A 20,447-nucleotide genomic window follows, 5' to 3' on the forward strand; every position below is an offset into this window, starting at 1 on the left:
TAGAAATTAAGCATAGGATTTTGAGAATCCTATGCTTTTGGGGTTTTACTTACAATTAAGTTTCCCGAAGGGAGCGTGGCGCAGCCACTTTTTTTATTTAGGAAATTATATTTATGATGAAGATAGAAGGAGACGGTTATGGAAAAGTTAAAAACTAATGGGGAAAATCAGTATAGTTCATTAATTTTTAATGTACTAAAATGGATTGCACTAAGCATAGCAATGGCTGTGCCCATAGGAGTTATAGTTGGTTTATTTAATATCCTATTAAACTGGGGAAATAACTTCAGAAAAGATCATGAATTTATGATTTACCTATTACCCTTCGCTGGATTGATTATAACATTTTTATATTTACATACAAGAAGAAATGCATACTCCGGGGAAAACTTGCTAAAATCTGAAGTTCAGTCAGCTGCAAAAGATATTCCTTTTTTTATGTCTATTGTAGTATTTATAGGTTCATTTTTAACAACTTTATGTGGAGGCTCTGCTGGAAAAGAAGGATCAGCTGTTGCAATGGGTGGAACATTAGGAGATTTTATGGCAAGAATCTTTAATTTATCTGATGGCGAGCAAAGAACCTTAGTAATTTGTGGGGTAGGAAGTGCCTTTGGAGTTATATATGATGTACCTTTTGCAGGAGCAATTTTGGGGATGGAATTAGTATTGAAAGGAAAGTTTCATTATCAAGCCTTAATACCTACATTTTTAACAACTGTATTTTCAAATGAGATAGCTAATCTTATAGGTAATAAGGAAGTAGTATATCCTCAGTTAAACTTGGGAGAAATAAGTATTTTACTGCTTTTAAAGCTGGTTTTACTTGGGATAATATGTGGTATTGCTGGGTTTGTATTTAATTTAGTATTAGATAATAGCAGTAAGTTATATGATCTAGTTACTAAAAATCCATATATAAAGGCAATTTTGGGAGGGGTAATAACAATAGTGTTATTCTTAATCATTGGAGATAATTATAATGGATTAGGTCAATCTTTCATAAATGATTCCTTTAATAATAGGGTAAGTATAATGGATAGCACATGGAAGATCTTATTTACAGCAGTTGCTTTAGGGTCAGTTTTCCAAGGAGGAAGAGGAAATCCAACATTCTTTGTAGGAGCAACACTTGGTAGTTCAGTTTCAGGGTTAATAAATCTTCCGTTAGAGTCTTCTACAGCATTAGGGATGATTGGAGTTTTTTGTAGTGCAACATCACTTCCAATTACATCAATGGCCATGTCTCTTGAATATTTTGGTGGAGGAGAAATGGTAGCCATTATTATAGTTATGACTATAAGCTATATAATATCAGGATTTTATGATATTTTAGTTGAAAATAAGCTTCCTAAAGAGAAAGAAAAACTATTTGAAGGAAGTGTTCATAAGAATTAGTAAATAAAAGGTGTGTGATATTTATTCTTAGCCTTCCAGCGCAAGCTCCAAGTCACAGAAAATAAATATATATTTTCTTCATACTAAAAGTAAGGAAATTATAAAATTATTATCCTTGATTTTATATTTTCATATACATTCAAAAAGAGAATCTTTAAAATAGATTCTCTTTTTAAAATAGAATATTTAGGCTAAAAGGTGATTCTTTAAAAATTATATCCATAAAGGAAGATATTTAAACTTTCATTTACATTTTAGAGATAAAAAAGAAGGAAGCAGAAGAAAAAATTGAATTTAATACAAATAACTATAGCTGTCAAATTCATATATTATAGATAAGAATCATACATAGTTTGATTATTTTTAGAGGATATTAAGAAATAGTTAAGGTTCTCTTAAGATAATTTCTTTAACATATAAACCATACTTTATAAACGAAGGGGATAAATATGAAGAAAAAACTAAATAAGAAAATAGTGCAAATGATTCAAATTCCAATTATAGTAGTAATATTATTTTTTGCATTAAGGGAATTATATAATATTTTTCTTGATATAGATGTTAATCTATTCAATATGTATTCTGACAGGTTAACAGTTAAGAATATAATGATAATTATAGTATTAGGGATAATATCATATTTACCATTATCATTTTACGATTTAATAATAAAAAATAAGGTACAAATAAACCTAAGTACAAGAAAAGTGTACAAGTATTCTTGGATTGCAAGTTCAATATCTAACTTAGTTGGATTTGGTGGAAGTTCAGCTATATTCCTAAAAAATCATTTTTATAAAAAATACGTGGATGATTCATCAAAACTCATAAAAGAAACATCTAAGGTTGTTGGATTAAACCTATCAGGATTTTCTTTGGTATGCTTAATATATTCTTTATGGAGCTTAGTAAATGGAAGAAGTATTGATTATATATTCTTCATATCAGCTTTAATAGGCTTATATATTCCAATTATTTTTATAGGGGCTACCTACAAGGTATTTAAAAATAGAAATAAAGAAAATTACTATATTACATTAAAAATAATGTTTACTTCAATTTTAGAATGGGCAACAACTATACTCTTAATATATGGATTGATTGTAATTTTAGGAATAAGGGTGACTTTATCACAATTCTTCCCTATATATGTTATGGCTATAATAGTAGCTATGATAAGTATGGTACCTAGTGGTGTTGGTACTTTTGATTTAACACTACTAGTAGGACTTAAAGATTTTAATGTACCTTCAGAGCAAGTTCTATTACTTATAATCTTATATAGACTAAGTTACTATATAATTCCTGTGTTAATAGGATTAGTTTTATATTTATCAGATTTGTATATGAAGATAAATGAAGAAGCAAGAGAAGTTATATCAAGGTTAAATTCGAAATTAGCTCATTGTGTTTTGAAAATCATGTTATTTATTACGGGAATATATTTAATATTTGGTAATAATATATACTTAAAACGTTATTTTCCTCATAAAAGTGAAATCTTAAATATGGATATAGTAGAGTTATCTATATCTTTAAGTATAATAATAGGATTTATTCTTATAGTATTATCAACTATACTTCATACAAAAACTAAAGAAGTTTATTATTTTATGGTTTTTGTATTTGCTTTTATAACTATGGGAGGATTTTTTAGCAAGTATAATATTCATGAATGTATATTTATAGGACTTGTTTGGATATTAATATTATTTAGTAGAAAAATATTCTATAGAATAGGTTTTATTTATACATGGAAAAATGCAATTAAAGATATAGCAATTATTTTATTAACCTTATCAGTATATTTGATATCAAGTTATTCAAAGGTAGTACATTATATACATAGAAAGATACCTATTTTAAATTTAGAGGAAATAGTAAAAAGCTTTTATAAAGATAATTTAGTAAGTTCCGTTTTTATTGGAGCAACAATAGCTTTATTATTAGTTATGCTTTTAATATTACTCAATAGATTAAATAAATTTCCAAAGAAAGAATTAGATAAAGAAAAGGTTAAAAAAATTATTGAAAATTATGGTGGCTCTAGACTTATTCACTATGTATTTTTAGGAGATAAGTATATATACATAAATAAAAATGAAGATGTGCTTTTTCAGTATGATATATCTGGAGATAAAGTTATAGTTTTAGGTAATCCAGTAGGTAATAAGGAGAACTTTTTTGAGGGGATACAGGAATTCTTAGAGTTTGCTGATTTATATGGATATACTTTAGTTTTTAGTGGAATTGATGTTGAAGTAATGGGGGAACTTCACGATCTAGGTTATGAGTTTATGAAGCTTGGTCAGGATGCATGGATCGAATTGGATAAGTTTTCTTTAGTAGGTAATAAGAATAAAAGTAATAGACAAGCTATAGGAAGAATAACCAAGGCTGGCTATGAATTCTCAATTGTTAGTCCACCTTATAATGATGAGCTATTTAATGAAATGAAAGAGGTTTCAGAAGAATGGCTTAATGGACAAAAAGAAAAAGGATTTTGTGTAGGGTTTTTAGATAGAGATTATATAGAAATGGATAAAATTGCTGTTGTAAGGAATTCTGAAGGCGAACTTAAGGGGTTTGCTACAATAATGCCAATGTATGATGGTGAGACCTTATCTGTTGATCTTATGAGGTTTAAGAAAATTGAGCTTAATGGAATTATGGACTATATGTTTGCAAATATTTTTGAGTATGCAAAGGAAAATGGGTTTAAATATTTTAATTTAGGACTTGCACCATTAGCAGATGTAGGAAGAACTAAGCATGCTTTTTTAAGAGAAAAGATAGCCTACCAAATATTTGTATATGGTAATTTTGTATATTCATTTAAAGGTCTTAAAAAATTTAAGGAGAAATATGCTACAAGATGGGAAGATAGATATATAGCATACAAGAAAGGAAGTTCTGTTATAATAACTGTTATTCAATTAATGCTTGTACTTACAAAAGAAAAAGATGAGTTTTGTAAGTAGGGTTAAATTGTAGTTTGGTATAGTTTTTAGATGGTCTCATTTGGCTTTGAGAAATAGTAGTGAACCTTTATCATTAGAAAAGTATAAAATATATATATACCAATATTTTTAGAGGTAATATGAAAAATAAGTATTCGGATTTTAATAATATATTTGGAAATGAATCAGAATATAGTTCTTTTAGTGAACGTGATATTGAAGAATTAAACTTGTTAAGTTATCAGCATATAGCAGATATTATTTCAATTATAGGAGATTTACTTTCATATATATCTACTATTGAAAGTATTAATCTAATTCATAGTAGGTATACTAATGAAACTGAAAATCTTCCGAATCCTGATATACCTGCTGTTCAATCTCTTGAATTATTGGTGATTTCAAGATTTATATATACTCAACTTGGATTTATTCGTTTTGACCACTTTAAAGAGAGAAAGGCGAAAGGAGAAGTGGACTTTTCTCTTGAACCAGATATATATGTTAATATTTCAAATATACTTAGAACATCAGGCACCTTATATGCGTTGTTAGCTGCATATGGTATTTACGAAAGGGATTTATCTCAACCTATCATAGGAATATAATTTGTTAATTAATAAAGAAGCTGAATTTTTAGCTTCTTTATTTTTTTGTAACTTGGAGCTTGCGATGGAACGAGAAAAATAAATATCTGCTCCAAATTTTTTACAATTAAAAGATTATGTAACTCTTTTAGTATTTTTGAATAGTATATATTAAGTGCAATAAGTAAATAAATTTAGGGGTGTTAATAATGAAATGTATTAGAGAAAGATCATATATGGGTCACAATTATTATAGAGGATGGAGTAAATCATCTTCTAAATCAGAAAGAGAATGTAAAAGATCAAGAAAGTCATTTAGTAAATCAAGAAGCAGATCATTTAGTAGGTCTAAGAGTAGATCCTTCAGTAGATTTTTTAGTTGGTCAGCAAGTAGATCATTTAGTAGATCATTTAGCAGATCATTTAGAAAATCAAATTGTAGATCTAGATGGTCATGTAGAAAATCATGCAGAAGAAGCTATTAGTAGTAAATAGTTTTAAATAAGTATATTGCTATGGATAAGTTATATGAATTTGGAGAAAAAGTAAATGGGTATTCTGTAATTAAACTATTAGGCGAAGGTAGATATGGAATTGTATATCTAGGAGAAAATGAGAATCATGAAAAGGTCATAGTAAAACAATTAAAGTTGGATATGATTAAAAAAACAAAAAGAAAACTCATCTATGAAAAGAAAACATTAAAAATGTTAGATGATCCTAGATTTCCAAAGTTTATATCTAATTTTAAAGATGAATATAGAGAAGGATATATCCTTGAATATATTGAAGGAAAGGTAATTGAAGATCTATTACTTGAGGATAACCATAGGTTTTCAAAGGAAGAAATATATGAATATTGCAGTAAAATTATAGATATGATGGAAACTTTGCATAAGAATCATATAGTTCACCGAGATATTAGACCTCCTAATTTAATATTAAAGGATAACAATGAATTAGCTCTAATAGATTTTGGTCTTGCTAGGCTAATAGACAATAGAAACTATGAAAAAGAATTAGACTATTGGTATTTAGGTGATTTTCTACTTCATCTTTACTATTCATCATATGAGCCTGAAAGTGAAAAAGAACTCCCATGGTATAAAGAGCTTGATTTAAATAAGGAAGAGCTTATATTCTTAAAAAGGCTTATGGGTATTAAAAAGTGCTATAGTAATATTAGAGAAATTAGAGAGCAACTTGATAAAATTAAAAGCTTAAGTATGTAATAAAAAAAGGCCATGTGATTCATATATCACATGGCTGTTTTTAATTTATAATGAAGGTGAGGCTATGAATAATTCTATAGAAATTTTAGGTGTATATGAAGATAGTTTTAGAATTAATATCTATTCAATTAACTATTTTAGAATGATTGGACTTATAGATATAGATATAAGATATGATTATGGAATTGAGAGAGTAACATTGGCATTTTATAGGTCATCAGGTACAAATAGTGGAAAGATTAATGGACTATGGTACCCAATAGTAGGTATAAAAATAGAGTCGGGAAGATTTACAGAGTTTACAGAGTTGATTAATTATGTTTTAACTAAAACTACCAATGGGGATGAAGTTAAGAAAGGATGGTTAGCAAAGTCACCATTCTTTTACTATCACCAGAAAGAAGATAAAATAATAAAAGGCTTCTCTAGTGGAAAGCATTATGAAAGTCTTTTAAGGATTGGAGAAACATTAAGAGATCTTTATGAAGAGTGGGAGTTTGAGGATATGGAGTCTTTAACACCAAAGTCCTTGAATGATGCAATAACTTCTTTAGAAATTTATCCTAATAATAAATATAGTCAAAGGGATAATTTCGAAAGATTTATATGGGATATATGTAATGGGAGATAATTAAGAAATAATAAAAAAGGTGTAGAGGATATTTATTTTGCTTGTTCCGTCGCAAGCTCCAAGTCATATCAAAACAAATATCCACCCCACCCGTACTAATGGTAAGGAAATTATAAAATTACTATCCTTTATTTTATATTTTTTAATATGAAAATGTAATAATACCTTTGATTTATAGCTAATTGAAATTTTATAACTGGTCTATGCATTAAAAATGAAGAAACACTACTAGAGCTGGTGTTTCTTTGTTTTTGTTTACCAAAGTACGTGAAATTAATTTTAATCTTGTCTTTACATTTTATTACATTTACTTAATATACATATAATAAAAGTTTTATATTCTTAAATTGTCCAATTAAATTATAAGAGGAGAGTTTAAGATGAAAAGTAAGAAGTTGAAAAAGATAATATCAATGTCATTGGTTTCTGCACTAGTTGTTGGAGTAGGAATAACTGCAAGAGCTGAAAATGGACAAGCCGTTGATAATTCTATTGCACATGTTAAGACAATTGAGAGTGATAAGACAGTAATAAATAATGATACAAGCTGGAGATATTTAGATGATGGAACAGATCCAGCAGTAGGAACGTATTTATTCGATAATTTTAAAATTAAATCCGCCTGGACCCTTCCTAAAGATATTGAATATGAAGGACAAAACATTGGATTTGATGATACTTCATGGAAGATATCAAAAGGACCTTACGGAGCAAAAAATGGTGAAATAATAGACGGAGCAAATACAGTGTTACAGCACTATAATGGAAAAACTTCTTCTGGTAAGGACAGAGCAATTGAAACATATTTCTTTAGAACTGAATTTAATGTAGACAACTTAGAAGATGTAAATAAAATAAAAGCTAGTTTTACTTTTGATGATTCAATAGTTGTATACATTAATGGTAGTGAAGTTAAAAGATATTTAGTGCCAGAAGAAAAGCAAGAAAATAATATGTTTTATGCTGGAAATGGGAATGGAAGTCCAATAACAGAAGAATTTGAGTTGACAGATTTATCAATGCTTAAGGAAGGTAACAATGTTATAGCTGTTGAGGTTCATCAAGATAGAGAGACAAGCTCTGATATATATTTTGGATGTAATTCACTTATTTTAAGCTCAGAAGAGATTGAAAAGGAAGAACCAAAAGTAAGTGATATTTCGCTAACTGTAGGAGCAGATGAGTCAGAAGTAAATTTTACTTGGTATACAAACTTTGATGGAGAAACTGAGCTTCAAGTTGCTAAAAAATCAGATATGAATGGCGATATTTTCCCAGTAGAAAAAGCTAAAAGCTATAAGGGAGAAATTACTAAGATAGATGATATAAATAGAAGTAATAAGGCATCTGCAATAAACTTAGAAGAAAATACAGATTATGTTTATAGAATAGGAAAAGAAGGGGTATGGTCTGAAGTTAATAATTTATCGACTAAAGATACAAATAAGTTTAATTTCTTATTAGCAGGTGACCCACAAATAGGCTCTGGTAGCATAGAATCTGATATTAATGGATGGACAGATACCTTAAACAAGGCTATCTCAAAGTTCCCTGATGCAAGTTTTCTTATTAGTGCTGGAGATCAAGTTAACAAAGCAGGAAATGAAGCTGAATATGATGGATATTTAAGTCCTGAAGTATTAGAGTCATTACCAGTTGCAACTAATGTAGGTAATCATGATGTTGGAATTAACTATACACAACATTTTAATGTACCGAATTTAAGTACTTTAGGAAGTAATGCAGCTGGAGGAGATTATTACTTTAGATATGGAAATGCATTATTTATCTCATTAAACTCAAATAATACAAGTTCTGCTGAACATGAACAATTTATTCAAGAGACAATTGAAAAAAATAAGGATGCAAAGTGGAGGATAGTAACCTTCCATCACTCTATTTATAGTGTTGCTAGTCATTCTTTAGAGGACTCAATTTTAAGTAGAAGAGAAACTTTAGTGCCAATCTTTGATAAGAATGATATAGATGTTGTTTTAATGGGGCATGATCATGTATATACAAGATCTTATCAAATGGAAGGTTTTAAAGAATTAAAGAATCAAACTTTAGACAATGAAGGTAATGTAGTAGACCCAGAAGGAACACTTTATTTAACAGCTAACTCTGCAAGTGGTAGTAAATACTATAATATTTTAGAAAATGAAGATTTTACTTATGCAGCGGTAAAAGACCAAAGTAAGGTTCCTACAATTTCAAATATTGAAATTACAGACAACTCATTTAAAGTTGTAACCTATAGAACTGATAATATGGAAGTTATTGATGAATATTCAATAGTAAAAGATGTCGAGGAAGATAAAGAAGATAATGGATCAACAGGAGAAGAAAATGGAGAAGTACAAAATCCAGGAGATAGTGGATCTATTAAACCAGAGGTAGATAAAAATGATGGGGATAAAAATGAAAGTTCTAATCCAGTGAAAACTGGTGATACAGTAGGAAATCCATTTGTATATATACCGTTAATGGTGCTGGCTTCAGGTTCAATTCTATATTTAGTACTAAAGAAAAAGAAGTTACAAGAAAGTAAGAATTAGAATATAAATTATTAGTTTAGCTTTGCTTAAATGCAAAGCTAAACTTTCTATTTAGGAGAAAGAGATGTTAAAAAGGTTAAGCAGAACTGATATTGTAATAACATGGTTAATAGGTGTATTTATACTTTGTACAACATTATTAAATAATACCTTTAAAGATGATTTTAAGAAGTATGATAATAGTACTTTAAGTTATGAAAAGGCAAGGGTAATAAGTGTTATAAAAGAAAATTTAGAGAAAGAACAAATATCCAATAGGAGATATTCTGGTATTCAAGAATTAGAAGTAGAACTTTTAACTGGGGAACTTAAAGGAGAAAAAGTAGAGGTAACAAATTATATAACTCAAAAGCATAATGTAGTTGCTAAAGAAGGAAAAGAAATTATGGTATGTGTAGATAGACCAAGTGAAGATTTTTATAAGGTAAATATATATAATTACAGTAGAAATAATTATATATATATTATAGTTATTATTTTCTTTGTAATTATGGTTTTAATAGGTAGGGGGAAGGGATTTAGGTCTATGATAGGTCTATTATTTACTTTCTATTCAATTATATTCTTTATGATTCCTTTTATATACAGAGGATATTCACCAATTGCTTTATCAATAATAGTATCAATAATTTCTACAATTGTAACATTGTTTTTATTAAATGGATGGAGTAAAAAGACTATAGTAGCTACACTGGCCACCTGTGTAGGGGTAATAATTTCAGGTGTGATATTCTATTTTATATCAAATTTTTTGAACATATCTGGCTTTAATTTAGATGAGGCTGAATCTTTAATTCTTATAGCTCAAAATACAGGACTAAAGATTAGGGATATACTATTTTCTGGAATATTAATTTCATCATTAGGAGCTGTAATGGATGTAGCAATGTCTATAGCATCTTCAATTTATGAAATAAATGAATTAAATAGGGAGTTAGATATGAAAACTATTTTTAAGTCTGGAATTAATATAGGAAGAGATATGATTGGGACAATGTCTAATACTCTAATTCTTGCATTTGCAGGCACTTCATTAAGTACTATGCTTGCTCTGTATTCATATAATACTCAATTTAATCAATTAATGAGTTCTGATTTTATTGCAATAGAGTTTGCACAGAGTATATCAGGAAGTATTGGAATAATATTAGCGGTGCCAATTACATCATTTATTTCAGCTTATGTTTACAAGAGGAAAATAAGATAATAAAGATAAAATTGATGGAAATGAAAATGTATTAAATTTTTATAGAAGTAAAATAATTTAGAAGAGAAATAATAAGTTAGAGATACTGCATTGTTCATATATAGACATGCAGTATTTTTGTTAAGAAATTATTTGGAATAATATGTTATAATTTATATATATCAGTACTCTGGTAATATTTAAGTAGTTTAGATATTCTTTAAAAAGGGGGAAAATGAATGTTAGAGAAACTAAAAAAGAATTTGTCTAAGATTTTGTTATTATAGACACTGATATATCTAGTATTTTAGTAGATATATCTAATAGCTTGGATGATAAGGAAGCTATAAAGAAAGCAATTAATTTAGTTAAATAGTTCTTAAAGTATTGCATAGTCTAATTGGGGATATGCAGTATTTTTGAGTTAAGATGTAATATGTTATAGTATTCCATATAAAAAATTGTTTTATATTGATGTTGATTTAAATAAGATTTAGAAGATAGTGAGAGGAAAAATGGCAAAAATACAAACCTTAAAGGAAATCTATAAAATAATTATAATTTATTTTATTACAACCGTCCTTAGTATGATATCAGCAAAATTAATAGAGAAATATGAATATGTACAGGAAAATTTGAAAAGGTATATATGGGTTTTATATTTTTGTAATAATTAATTTAGAGGGATTTTTTAGTCCTTGGAGTACTTCGTCAAAAGTAATATTACCTTTTATAAGTTATATTGCTCTTTACACAACAATTCCATTTCAAATTATAATTAATATTTTATTAGGGATTAGAGTGGAGAGGTTTTCCTATATAGCTGTACCTGTATATATGCTTATTGTGGCTTTACTTAGCAACTTTATTTTAAAAGATAAATAGTTTTAATGAGGAGAAGTTATATGGAGATTATTACTGTTAATAAAGAAAATTTAGAGGAAGAGCATATTTGTTGTGCAATTTCTAGCAATAAGGATTGTCAAGTAGCTTCAAAGAAAGCTTGGCTTTTAGAAAGGTTTGATGATGGACTTGTTTTTAAGAAAGGTAATGTTAGAGGAAAGTGTTTTATAGAATATATTCCTGCTGAAAAGGCATGGTGTCCAATTGAAGCTGTGGAATATATGTTTATTAATTGTTTTTGGGTGTCTGGAAGATACAAAGGGGAAGGAAATTCAAATCTACTATTAGAAGAGTGTATTAAAGATAGTAAGGAAAAAGGTAAAAAAGGACTTGTAGTTTTATCTTCAAAGAAAAAGAAACCATACCTTTCTGATCCAGAATTTTTAAGGTATAAAGGTTTTAAATTGGCAGATAGTTTAGAATCATATTTTGAACTTTTGTATCTACCTTTTTATGAAGATTCAATTAAACCTTCTTTTAAAGATAGTGTAAAGAAACCTACTATTGAAAATGAAGGATTTGTACTTTATTATACTCACCAATGCCCATTTACTGCAAAGTATGTACCTATAATTGAAGAGGTAGCTTATAGTAAAGGAATTCAGTTTAAAAGTGTATTGCTTGAAACATATGAAGAGGCACAGAATTCTCCATGTCCTTTTACAACATATGCTTTATTTTATAATGGAGAATTTATAACACATGAAATTTTAAATAAAAATAGATTTGAGAAGATAATTACTAATAGGTGAGGTAGAGAATGAGAAAAAAGTTTTTTAGTATAGTTTTGATAATATTATCTTTTTGTTTTATAGGTTGCACCAAATCAAACTCAGATATAAACCAATACCTAAATAGTGGTGAAGTTATTGATAATTTTGCAAAAAGTTTTATGCCAAAGATAGAAGAGTTACCTGAAAGTGAAACTATTGAATACAGATATACTAATAATTCCATTATAATTTTTCAGTCAGATTCAATAGCTTTGGTTGTAAGCTATGATGATTCAACCTATGAAAAAGAAAAAGAAAAATTAAAGGAACAGTATACTTATTTAGATAAGCCTGTCTATGATTATAATATAGATAGTTTTCTTATTCCTGAAAATGAGTTTAAGGTAAATAGTTATACATTTAAAGTAGCTTCAGGAAATGAGAGTTACACAGCTGAATTTCCAAAGTCTTTTGGTATGATTGGTACATCGGATGATAAAAAAAGTATAGCTTATTTATATTTCTATGATTCTGATTTAGATTATATAAGTAAAAAAGATAGAGGAACTTCTATGGAAGGGTTTGTAAAAGAATATTTTGATTATGACTTTTAGTTATATTTAATTTAGAAAAAACATATCCTACGCTTTAAACATGAGTGGATAAAATAACAATGAATTTATAATATATGATATAATTACATATAATGGCAAACTGAGTGTAAAAATGATGAAAAAAGTAACTTTAATAATAAATATAAACTTAATTATATAATTTACAATGAAAGAAAAGTAAAAAAGGGGATAGGGGATAATGAGTGGCAATGATTTTAAATTAGATAATCTGAATGAGGGAAGTATTATCAATACACCTACAGATTCATATAGTAAATATGATAATGATATATGGCGTAATGCAATAAAAAATATAGCATTGGGATTTGCGCTTACTTTAGTTACATTTAGTATATTTAAATTACAGTATATATTACCAACAATAGGAGTAGGACTTTTATATATCGGTTTACGTGATATACATAAGGAAAATAAAGCTCTTAATATAGCCTGGATTTTTTCTATAATAAATATTATAGTTGATATTTTTAATTTAATATGTACCAATACACCCTTAGGTGAAAGATTCAATAATATTTCAATTGAAGTATTATTTCAAACTATATTTCAAATAAGCTTTCTTTTTATATTTCGTAAAGGTTTAAAGCAAGTTTTTGAGAGAGCAGATATTAAACCAAGAAAAGATCCTATTTTAGGAATAATTATTTGGAGGGTTATTATTGTAATTTGCATAGTATCTGGTTTAGGTAGCCTTTGGTGGATATTTATTATTTTAAATTTAAGTTATCTGTATTATTTCTGTTCTTTTTATAAATTAAGTAATTATTTTAATACAATAAACTATAAGCCATCAAAAGTGCATAAAAAGATAAGTAATAGGAAATTTCTTTGTATATATTATATTGGATGTGTAGTAGCAGTTTTTATTTGTTGTTTATTATCTAATCATATTAAATTAAATTCTATAGAGTTTGTTACTCCTCAAAATTCAGAAACTAGAGAAATACTTATAGATAAGGGATTTCCCAGGGATATCATTAATGATATATCAGATGAGGAAATAGCTTTGTTAAAGAATGCAATAGTTATAGAATCATCTAATGAAGTGTTAATGTTTGATTATGAAGAGGAAACTATTGAAAATGATTTAGGCGTTCGTACATATAACAAGATACCAGGTAAATATAATTTGGAGGCAACTACTATTTATGCTGAATTAAAGAATAATGAAATGTATGTCATTGAATATTTTAAGTGGAAAGACGGAAGAGCATACTGGCATGACGGATTTTCAATTAGTAATACTCAGAAATTTGAGTTAATTAGTGGCAGATTATTATTTGAAAAAAAGGGTTTAAACTATTCTGCTGAAATACCAAGACTAAAGAACAAAAATGTTATAGAGAATGATTGGTTTGGTGATGAAATTGCCTATGATAAAATTAGTGGAGCTGTAAACTATCCTTTCGGCTCTGATAAACAAAGAGGATATGTATTTTATAGACTAGATATTGATGAAGGTATGTTTTCTGGGGCAAATATATTTAATTATATACACTACCAAAGTCCATTTAGAATCCCTTATGTTGAAACAGAGCAACAAAATTTAATGTTCAGTGATAAACTAAGACAACATTGTACAGACTTTAAAACTCACTTTTTTAGATAATTGTTTAATCTTGATTATAGTTTATAGTTATAAATTTTAAGAATTATTTGTTAAACTTATAGGAGAGTAATATTGAATACATGGGAAACGAAAGTTATTGGGATGAAAAGGTTGAAAATAGGGGAGGGAATCCTTTAAAACCAGAAGAGGCTTTAGTTAAGAGCATAAGGTATCTTAAAAGTGGAACTGTTCTTGACTTAGCTTGTGGAGATGGTAGGAATAGTTTGTTTTTATTAAAGGAAGGATTAAATGTTACTGGAGTAGATTTTAGTATTAAAGCACTTGAAAGACTACATACCTTTGCAGCAATGAATAATTATAGAGTTAATACTAAGAAAGTAGATTTAAGTAAAGCTGATGCTTTAGATAACATAGAGAAATTTGATAATATAATTATAAATCATTATAGATTAAGTAAGGAGCAATTAAGTAGTATACATAAACATCTTAGAATAGAAGGTATTTTATTCATTAATGGTTTTGGACAGAAACATGTACCAGATTCAAAGATAAGAGAAGAAGACTTAATACGTCCATCAGATTTTGATGGGTTAAATGAAAACTTAGAATTGGTTAAGTATAATGAGACGATAGATGAGAGAGGATCCTTTGTTACCTATATTTATAGAAAGCAAGGAGACTTAAATAATTAGAAATTGAATAGGTGATAGAAGTGAAAAAGAAGTTAATTATTATAAATGGAGTTATGGGAGTTGGAAAAACTTCAGTTTGTAGAATGCTTTATAAAGAATTAGATAATTCATTTTGGCTAGATGGAGATGATTGCTGGATGATGAACCCATTTACAGTAAATGAAGAAAATAAGACTATGGTTTTAGATAATATAATTCATATTCTAAATAATTATATAAGAAATTCTAGTAGCAAATATATAATATTTAACTGGGTCATTCATACAGATGAAATAATGGAGGAAATATTAAAAGGCCTTAATACTTCAAATGTAGAAATTTATAAAATCACTTTAATGTGTTCTGCGGAATCATTAGTATCAAGAATTAGAGGAGATATTAGTGAAGGTTTAAGAGATGAAGATAATATAAGAAGAAGTCTTGAAAGGCTAGCATTATATGAGAAAATGAATACAATTAAGATTGATACAACATATAAAGAATTAAAGGAAGTTGTTAGCGAAATAAATAAAGTTATAAAAAAGGTGTAGCGGATATTTATTTTGCTTGTTCAGTCCCAAGCTCCAAGTCACATCAAAACAAATATCCACCCCACGCGTACTAAAGGTAAGGAAATTATATAATAAATTAATAAAAGAAGGGCAGAAAGTAAAGGCAGTTAAGCTATATAGAATGACAACAGGCGCTGGTCTTAAGGGGTCGAAGGAATATATTGATGCTTTAGCAGATAAGTTATTTAATGAACAGTAAAATGGTTCTAAATGCAGAGGAAGAAGTTTATGCTATTGAATATAAAAATAAAACTAAGAATAGAATACGATATTATTTAAAATAATTATATTATCAAAAAAAGAATAGTGTTTAGCTATTCTTTTTCCATTTAAATTCTAATTTTGTAATTGGCTTTTGAACTTCATCCTTAAAAACCCTATGAACTGTAATTAATTCATCTTCACCATTTCTTAAAATGTCTGTGCTAAAGTGTAGAGTTGAATCCTCACTAGCTTCTTTCTTAAATAGAACTTTTATACCTGATAGTTCATATTGCTCTAAAAGCTCCTTAGGTAAAGTATCAATTGCCATTTCAACATACTTAACATTATTAACGTGATTGTTTGAATCAATGTAACTATGTCTAACAGTATAATCTCTTGTAATGCTAGGAACTTCAAGTTTTATAAAATCATCTAATGGTGTGATTTCATCCAATTCTTTTTGAATTCCGTAAATCTCTAATTGTTCAGGAGAAATCTTTGCTGGGCGTCTCTTTTCAATGTCAATTAGCATTGCAGTAGAAATCCCAGATAAAATTATATTGCCTTCTGAGTTTTTTATTGTGCAACGTCTATAACCATATAACTTTTTAATACCTATGGCTTCAGTTTCAACAGTTATTCTATCTCTAAACTTAGGGTATTCTAGGATTTTCAAATCATATTTTAATAGAACCCACACACAATTATGTACAAGTCCATGGTCAGTTTCGCCTAAAGAATCAGTTTGAGATATTACAACATCCCATAAGTAATTCATTAAAGATGAATATTTACAATTCATATTAGAATCTACATCATATATGTTTATATCATAATCTTTGGTAAATGTATTGCTCACGTTTAATACTCCTTTTCTAATAATTAGCATAAGTTAATTATATGTAAAGTTATTCCATAAAGCAAATGGCATTGAAGTGCTAATTTTAAATGCTATTTTAATAAAATTAATGTTTTTGTTATCCAATAGTATTTTTAATAGTATATAATCACTGCTTTAGGATAAGTATAATTCTTACTATATTTCTTATAAAATGTAAAAGATAAATATGGTATAATCGAATAAGAAATTAGGTTAAATAGGAGAGAGTAATGTTTAAAGTAGCAATTTTTGATTTGGATGGTACATTATTAAATACAATTGACGATTTAGCAAATGCATGTAACTATGCTCTTAGTAAATTCTCATTTCCAATTCATGAGTCAGAGAAGTATAAAACTTTTATTGGTAATGGATTGTACAAGCTGGTGGAAAGAGCTGTTCCAGTTGGATGTAGGGATAGTGAAACAGTTAATAAGGTATTAGAAGTGTTTAATAAATACTATAATGAACATATGATGGATATGACTAGGCCTTATAATGGAATAATGGATCTTTTAGAGCAACTAATAGATGAAGAAATTGGACTAGCTGTTGTATCTAATAAGAAACATGATTTTACATTAGAGATAATACATAAATATTTTTGTGATAGGTTTAAAATAGTTTTAGGATTAAGAGAAAACTATAAAGCTAAGCCTGATCCAACATCAGTTTTAGAAGTAATTGATGAATTTGGCATAAGTAAAGAGGAATGTATATATATTGGTGATTCAAATGTCGATATAATAACTGCAAGAAATGCTGGAGTTAAATCTATAGGTGTTTCATGGGGATTTAGAGGAGGGGAAGAGTTACTTAAAGAAGGTGCAGATTATATAGTAAATAATGTAGAGGAACTAAAAGAAATAATAATTAGTTAAAAGAAAGTAGGAATAAATATGGCAAAACTAAGGAAGATGTTAGGTAGCTTGGAGGATCCCCACATAGTATCATTAATGAGTTTAATAGAAACACAAAGCAAAACTACATTAGCAAATTGGGCAATTACATATGCAGAGGATAATTTTCTTAACATATATGAAAAAAACTATAGTGATTATTTAAGACTTCGCAATATATTATCAGCTTCTAAGGAATATTTAAATGGAACTAAAAAATTAAATGAGGTTAAACCACTTATAAAGGAAGGAAATGTAATTGCAAGAAGTATAGAAGAAAACCCTATTGCTCAGGCAGCTTGTCGTGCTATAGTAACAGCTTGTGGCACAATTAATACACCAACAAATGCTCTTGGTTTCACTTTTTATGGAGCAGCAGCAATTGTTTATGATAAGTGTGGTTTATCAGAAAGTTCAAAAATATATGATGAATTAGCTAGTAAAGAATTAGAAAAAATGTTAGTGTCACTTGAAAAGGTTGCTATACCTAACGAAGAAAACCCTGCGAAAATTAAGTGGAATTGCTAAATTCAATGATAATCTATAAAAATATTAAAATAGTATTTATATATAGCTAATTTCATAATTCTTTTTAAAACTCATTATAATATAATTTATATTTTTTCAAATCATAAGTTAAATTATTAATACTTTATAATTAGAAGTTAAAGGTAATACAAATTATGGTTTGTATTGTTAAAAAAAACATGATAATATTTATCATGTTTTTTTATTTTATCAGACTAAAGCGATAAAAGATAAAATATGAGATAATTATTATATTAGGAAAAATGGATATACTATATATAAATTTATAAATAAACAAAAGAAAAGGGGACAAAAGATGAAAAAGAAATTACCTAAAGAGGCCTATGGTGGTGTTCATGGTAAGGATTATGTTCCATACATAACTGATAAGTCTAAAAGTGGAACAAATCTTGCAGTAATCATAATAGGTTCAATTTTAGCTGCTGTGTTTGCAGCATCTACAGCTTATTCTGGAATGAAATCTGGATTAACTGTTGCAGCAGGGATTCCTGGTGCTATTATAGGATCAATGCTTATTGGAGTTTTTGCCAAAAGTAAAGGTATCCTTGGGAAAAATATAACTCAAGGTATGTCAAGTGGTGGAGAATCTATAGCAAGCGGTATGATTTATGTTTTACCTGCAATTATTCTTATAGGAAGTGATATTACTCTTATAGAAGGAATTACTGTTGGAGTAGGAGGAACACTATTTGGTATTGGATGTCTTTCATTAGTTTATAAGTTCTTAATAGTAGAGGAACATGGAACTCTTATGTATCCAGAATCAATGGCTATATCTGAAACTTTAGTTGCATCTGAAGCAGGTGGAGATGCTATAAAATACATGGGTATAGGATTTGGAATAAGTGGTATTATTAATGTATTAACAGGATCGTTTTTAAATCTAATTAACAATACTATTACTTTTGTAGGAAGTAAGTTTTATAAATGGAAGTTCTCAACTGAAGTAAATCCACTTTTATTAGGTATTGGATTTATAGTTGGTCTTGAAGTATCTTTAATGATGTTTGCAGGTTCAGTTTTAGCTAACTTTGGTATTACTCCATTAATAGGTTACTTTACTGATTTTGCAGAACATGGTGCTCAATCATGGAATGATGCTTCTGTGTTACTGCATCAAATGGATGTAAATACAATAGCAGGAAGCTATGTTAAGTATATTGGTGCTGGAATGATGCTTTGTGGTGGTATTATTGGTGCAGTTAAGCTTATACCAACAATTATTGTTTCTCTTAAAGAAACATTTAAAGCAAAATCAAGCAATGATGGAAGCAATGAAAAGAATTCAGGTGGAATTCTTATGCTATTTGGCGGAATTATAGTAGCCTTTGTTGCAGCCTTTATAATTTCTCAAAATATAAAGATGGCAATAATAGGTGCAATAGTTTCTATGATATTATCATTATTATTTGTTATAGTAGCAGGACGTTTAACCGGTACAATTGGTACATCAAACCTACCAGTATCAGGTATGACAATTGCATCTTTAGTAATATTAACTTTAGTTTTCGTTATAATGGGATGGACTTCTCCAGCTGATAATAAATCATTACTTTTATTTGCAGCCTTTATGGTAGTTGCAATAGCAGTAGCTGGTGGATATAGCCAATCTCAAAAGGTAAGTTACATAATAGGTGGAAGCAGAAGTGAAATGAGAAATTCATTTGCTATATCAAGTGTTATTGGTGTTATAGTAGTAACAGGAACAATCTTAGTTCTATCAAGCCAGTTAAGAATTACTGGAGCAGAAGCACCATTTGCTCTTCCACAAGCTAACTTAATGTCAACTTTAACATCAGGTATAATGTCTGGTGATTTACCATGGCCAATGATTATAGTTGGTATTGTAATGGCATTGTTCTTATTCTTATTAGATTTACCTATAATGACTATTGCTATAGGATTTTATTTACCTATATCAACAACTTCTATAATATTAGTAGGTGCTTTAATAAGAGTATTTGTAGAAAAAATAAGTAAAGATGAAGAGGAAAAGGAAGTAAAAGTTTCAAATGGAATAAGCCTTTCTTCAGGGCTTGTTGCTGGTGGCTCTATAATTGGCTTATTAGGAATAATACTTCAGGTTACAGGAGTAATAACCCCAAAAACTCCTATTGGATTTGCAGCAAGTAATGGTATGGGGATAATACTTTTAATAGCCTTAGTAGTAGCAACAACCATTCCTATAATGATGTCTAAAATTAAACTAAAAAATGAATAGCTTATGAAGAGAAATCATAAATTATGGTTTCTCTTCTTTTTATATATATTTTGTCTTACAAGATATGTATAAAAGTGT

Annotated in this window: 17 protein-coding genes; 16 read left to right on the forward strand and 1 reads right to left on the reverse strand. The window is 28.1% G+C overall.

The window, feature by feature from the left end; all coding sequences use genetic code 11:
- The first annotated feature begins 138 nt into the window (after positions 1–138).
- From KIB46_RS04275 to KIB46_RS04335, 13 genes are all read left to right on the forward strand, one after another.
- The gene (locus KIB46_RS04275) at positions 139–1,398 is read left to right on the forward strand and encodes a chloride channel protein (protein ID WP_156562928.1); all 1,260 of its coding nucleotides are present in this window, start codon (positions 139–141) and stop codon (positions 1,396–1,398) included.
- Positions 1,399–1,847: 449 nt separating this feature from the next.
- Positions 1,848–4,379 carry a bifunctional lysylphosphatidylglycerol flippase/synthetase MprF gene (mprF, locus tag KIB46_RS04280; RefSeq protein WP_291670966.1) on the forward strand — a complete coding sequence of 844 codons (2,532 nt, stop codon included), beginning with the start codon at positions 1,848–1,850 and terminating at the stop codon, positions 4,377–4,379.
- A gap of 119 nt (positions 4,380–4,498) precedes the next feature.
- Positions 4,499–4,966: a hypothetical protein gene (locus KIB46_RS04285; protein ID WP_156562923.1), complete on the forward strand. Its 468-nt coding sequence runs from the start codon at positions 4,499–4,501 to the stop codon at positions 4,964–4,966.
- A 188-nt stretch (positions 4,967–5,154) separates the two neighbouring features.
- Complete coding sequence (locus KIB46_RS04290) at positions 5,155–5,430, forward strand: hypothetical protein (protein ID WP_156562921.1); 276 nt, start codon at positions 5,155–5,157, stop codon at positions 5,428–5,430.
- Positions 5,431–5,460: 30 nt separating this feature from the next.
- Positions 5,461–6,177, forward strand: coding sequence for a protein kinase family protein (locus KIB46_RS04295; RefSeq protein ID WP_156562919.1), 717 nt, complete (start codon positions 5,461–5,463; stop codon positions 6,175–6,177).
- A gap of 64 nt (positions 6,178–6,241) precedes the next feature.
- Positions 6,242–6,808 (forward strand): hypothetical protein, encoded by a 567-nt coding sequence (locus KIB46_RS04300; protein ID WP_291670967.1) that lies wholly within the window; start codon positions 6,242–6,244, stop codon positions 6,806–6,808.
- A gap of 380 nt (positions 6,809–7,188) precedes the next feature.
- Positions 7,189–9,366, forward strand: coding sequence for a metallophosphoesterase family protein (locus KIB46_RS04305; protein ID WP_156562914.1), 2,178 nt, complete (start codon positions 7,189–7,191; stop codon positions 9,364–9,366).
- Between the two features lie 64 nt (positions 9,367–9,430).
- Positions 9,431–10,573, forward strand: coding sequence for a YibE/F family protein (locus tag KIB46_RS04310; RefSeq protein ID WP_156562912.1), 1,143 nt, complete (start codon positions 9,431–9,433; stop codon positions 10,571–10,573).
- Between the two features lie 884 nt (positions 10,574–11,457).
- Positions 11,458–12,207, forward strand: a complete 750-nt coding sequence (locus KIB46_RS04315; RefSeq protein WP_291670968.1) for an N-acetyltransferase — start codon at positions 11,458–11,460, stop codon at positions 12,205–12,207.
- Between the two features lie 8 nt (positions 12,208–12,215).
- A complete protein-coding gene (locus tag KIB46_RS04320) occupies positions 12,216–12,782 on the forward strand; it encodes a hypothetical protein (RefSeq protein WP_156562907.1) in 567 nt (188 codons plus the stop codon).
- A 199-nt stretch (positions 12,783–12,981) separates the two neighbouring features.
- Positions 12,982–14,412 (forward strand): hypothetical protein, encoded by a 1,431-nt coding sequence (locus KIB46_RS04325; protein WP_291670969.1) that lies wholly within the window; start codon positions 12,982–12,984, stop codon positions 14,410–14,412.
- Positions 14,413–14,492: 80 nt separating this feature from the next.
- On the forward strand, positions 14,493–15,065 hold the full coding sequence (locus tag KIB46_RS04330) for a class I SAM-dependent methyltransferase (RefSeq protein ID WP_291670970.1): 573 nt from the start codon (positions 14,493–14,495) through the stop codon (positions 15,063–15,065).
- A 20-nt stretch (positions 15,066–15,085) separates the two neighbouring features.
- Entirely contained in the window at positions 15,086–15,595 is a 510-nt protein-coding gene (locus KIB46_RS04335) for an AAA family ATPase (protein WP_156562903.1), read from the forward strand.
- 331 nt (positions 15,596–15,926) lie between these two features.
- On the opposite strand, the gene KIB46_RS04340 is transcribed toward KIB46_RS04335, so the two are convergent.
- Complete coding sequence (locus KIB46_RS04340; RefSeq protein WP_291670971.1) at positions 15,927–16,679, reverse strand: acyl-ACP thioesterase domain-containing protein; 753 nt, start codon at positions 16,677–16,679, stop codon at positions 15,927–15,929.
- Positions 16,680–16,930: 251 nt separating this feature from the next.
- On the opposite strand from KIB46_RS04340, the gene KIB46_RS04345 reads away from it, so the two are divergent.
- The 3 genes from KIB46_RS04345 to KIB46_RS04355 all read left to right on the forward strand — a co-directional run bounded on the left by KIB46_RS04345 (position 16,931) and on the right by KIB46_RS04355 (position 20,369).
- Positions 16,931–17,581 (forward strand): HAD family hydrolase, encoded by a 651-nt coding sequence (locus KIB46_RS04345; RefSeq protein ID WP_156562899.1) that lies wholly within the window; start codon positions 16,931–16,933, stop codon positions 17,579–17,581.
- Positions 17,582–17,599: 18 nt separating this feature from the next.
- A complete protein-coding gene (locus tag KIB46_RS04350; protein ID WP_291670972.1) occupies positions 17,600–18,127 on the forward strand; it encodes a putative immunity protein in 528 nt (175 codons plus the stop codon).
- A 316-nt stretch (positions 18,128–18,443) separates the two neighbouring features.
- A complete protein-coding gene (locus tag KIB46_RS04355; RefSeq protein WP_291670973.1) occupies positions 18,444–20,369 on the forward strand; it encodes an oligopeptide transporter, OPT family in 1,926 nt (641 codons plus the stop codon).
- Positions 20,370–20,447: the final 78 nt, after the last annotated feature.

Origin of the sequence: Clostridium sp. (genome assembly GCF_018372875.1) — a bacterium.
Classification (GTDB): Bacteria; Bacillota; Clostridia; order Clostridiales; family Clostridiaceae; genus Clostridium.